Source organism: Ligaoa zhengdingensis (genome assembly GCF_014384885.1).
Taxonomy (GTDB): Bacteria; Bacillota; Clostridia; order Oscillospirales; family Ruminococcaceae; genus Ligaoa; species Ligaoa zhengdingensis.
Window position 1 is genome coordinate 2501 of the sequence record NZ_JACRST010000052.1, and the last position, 3148, is coordinate 5648.

A 3148-nucleotide genomic window follows, 5' to 3' on the forward strand; every position below is an offset into this window, starting at 1 on the left:
ATTCGAGCATAATTGGTCAAGCTATAAAGGGCGCAGGGCGAATGCCTTGGCACCAGGAACCGAAGAAGGACGCGATAAGCTGCGAAAAGCCACGGGGAGATGCAAGTAATCTGTGATCCGTGGATGTCCGAATGGAGCAATCCGGCAGGAGTAATATCCTGTCACCGTATGATGAATCCATAGTCATACGGGGGGAACCCCCTGAACTGAAACATCTAAGTAGGGGGAGGAAGAGAAATCAACCGAGATTCCGCAAGTAGTGGCGAGCGAACGCGGAAGAGGCCAAACCGGAGGTAGCAATACCTTCGGGGTTGCGGACTGCATTTAGCATTGACAAGACCTAGAAGAAGTGTATGGGAAGGCACACCGAAGAGCGTGAGAGTCGCGTATTTGAAAGGTTGAGTCAGCGAGCAGGATCCAGAGTACCGCGGGACACGTGAAACCCCGTGGGAAGCTGGGGGGACCACCCTCCAAGCCTAAATATTCCCTGGTGACCGATAGCGTATAGTACTGTGAAGGAAAGGTGAAAAGGACCCCGGGAGGGGAGTGAAAGAGAACCTGAAACCCTGTGCCTACAAGCACCGAGAGCACGTCAAAGTGTGATCGGGTACTTTTTGTAGAACGGTCCGGCGAGTGTATTTAGCAAGCAAGGTTAAGCACTTCAGGTGTGGAGCCGCAGCGAGAGCGAGTCTGAATAGGGCGAGTGAGTTTGTTGGATACGACCCGAAACCGGGTGACCTAGCCATGTCCAGGCTGAAGTGGAGGTAAAACTCCATGGAGGGCCGAACCGACCTCCGTTGAAAAGGCGGCGGATGAGGTGTGGCTAGCGGAGAAATTCCAATCGAACCCGGATATAGCTGGTTCTCCCCGAAATAGCTTTAGGGCTAGCGTTGTTTTAGATTACCGGAGGTAAAGCACTGAATGGTCTAGGGGCCGAGAGGTTACCAAAACCTATCAAACTCTGAATGCCGGCTAATTGATGAACAGCAGTCAGACTACGTGAGATAAGTCTCGTGGTCAAAAGGGAAAAAGCCCAGACCCACAGCTAAGGTCCCGAAATACCATTAAGTGGAGAAGGATGTGGGGTTGCGAAAACAACCAGGATGTTGGCTTAGAAGCAGCCACTCATTAAAAGAGTGCGTAATAGCTCACTGGTCGAGTGACCCTGCGCCGAAAATGTAACGGGGCTAAATGGTATACCGAAGCTTGGGATTGCGTCTGCTGAACAATGCAGATTAACATTTGCGCCGCGAAGAGCGGTGGGAAGCGAGAAGGAAAAGAGGCAAAGCGAAAAGCGGCGCTAAATACTTCGAGCGAAATGGTAGTAGGTGTTGTTCAGCAGATGCAGTGGTAGGGGAGCGTCGTATAAGGGGTGAAGTCGTAGCGGAAGCGGCGGTGGACTTTATACGAGTGAGAATGCCGGAATGAGTAGCGAGAATTATGTGAGAATCATAATGGCCGAAAGCCTAAGGTTTTTGGAGGAAGGTTCGTCCGCTCCAAGTAAGCCGGGAGCTAAGGTGAGGCCGAAAGGCGTAGCCGATGCACATACGGTAGAAATTCCGTAGCCACCGAAAATTTAAGCAGGGGGACACCCAGAAAGCGCATGACCCGGGCGTTGGTTGACTCGGGCGTAAGGGACCGAAAAATAGTAGGGAAGCATGTGTAGACTGGGGCGAGAAAAGCCCTGTGAATATCCAAGGTGCCCGTACCGCAAACCGACACAGGTAGGTAGGAAGAGAATTCTAAGGCCAACGGGAGAAGGGTTGTTAAGGAACTCGGCAAGTTGACCCCGTAACTTAGGGAGAAGGGGTGCTCATGCAAGTGAGCCGCAGAGAATAGGTCCAGGCGACTGTTTAGCAAAAACACAGCTCTATGCTAAATCGAAAGATGACGTATATGGGGTGACACCTGCCCGGTGCTGGAAGGTTAAGAGGAGATGTGAGAGCATTGAATTGAAGCCCCAGTAAACGGCGGCCGTAACTATAACGGTCCTAAGGTAGCGAAATTCCTTGTCAGGTAAGTTCTGACCCGCACGAATGGTGTAACGATCTGGACACTGTCTCAACAGCCCGCCCGGCGAAATTGTAGTACCGGTGAAGATGCCGGTTACCCGCGACAAGACGGAAAGACCCCATGGAGCTTTACTGTAGCTTAATATTGGATTTTGGTATTTCATGTATAGGATAGGTGGGAGACTGGGAAGCGAGTACGCCAGTATTCGTGGAGTCGATGTTGGAATACCACTCTTGAGATGCTGAAATTCTAACCTGCGCCTGTGAATCCAGGCGGGGGACATTGTTAGGTGGGCAGTTTGACTGGGGCGGTCGCCTCCAAAAAGGTAACGGAGGCGCTCAAAGGTTGGCTCAGCACGGACGGAAACCGTGCATTAGAGTGTAAACGCAAAAGCCAGCCTAACTGCGAGACCGACGGGTCGAGCAGTAACGAAAGTTGGAGTTAGTGATCCGGTGGTATGTGAGTGGAAATGCCATCGCTCAACGGATAAAAGCTACCCTGGGGATAACAGGCTGATCTCCCCCAAGAGTCCACATCGTCGGGGAGGTTTGGCACCTCGATGTCGGCTCATCGCATCCTGGGGCTGTATTCGGTCCCAAGGGTTTGGCTGTTCGCCAATTAAAGCGGTACGCGAGCTGGGTTCAGAACGTCGTGAGACAGTTCGGTCCCTATCTGTCGTGGGCGCAGGATATTTGAGAGGAGCTGTCCCTAGTACGAGAGGACCGGGATGGACGCACCTCTGGTGCACCAGTTGTCACGCCAGTGGCACAGCTGGGCAGCTAAGTGCGGAACGGATAAACGCTGAAGGCATCTAAGCGTGAAGCCGACCTCAAGATAAGATATCCCACTGAGATAATCAGGTAAGACCCCTTGAAGACTACAAGGTTGATAGGCCTCAGGTGTAAGCATGGCGACATGTTCAGCCAGGAGGTACTAATCGGTCGAGGGCTTGACCTAGAGCGAGAATCTTCGGAGCAGGGGTTCACATTGTTCGATTTTGAGAGTACAGGCAGACGAGGTAAAGTACTTTCAGGAAAGCCAAAGGCGTAATTAAAGTATGCGCCATTAGCTCAGTTGGTAGAGCAGCTGACTCTTAATCAGCGGGCCCCGGGTTCGAGTCCCTGATGGCGCACCA

The 3148-nt window shown here is 52.2% G+C and carries 1 tRNA gene and 1 rRNA gene; both read left to right on the forward strand.

Annotation, left to right across the window (positions count from 1 at the left end):
* The first annotated feature begins 14 nt into the window (after positions 1–14).
* A 23S ribosomal RNA gene (locus tag H8711_RS13175) occupies positions 15–2970 on the forward strand.
* Between the two features lie 102 nt (positions 2971–3072).
* Positions 3073–3148, forward strand: a tRNA-Lys gene (locus H8711_RS13180).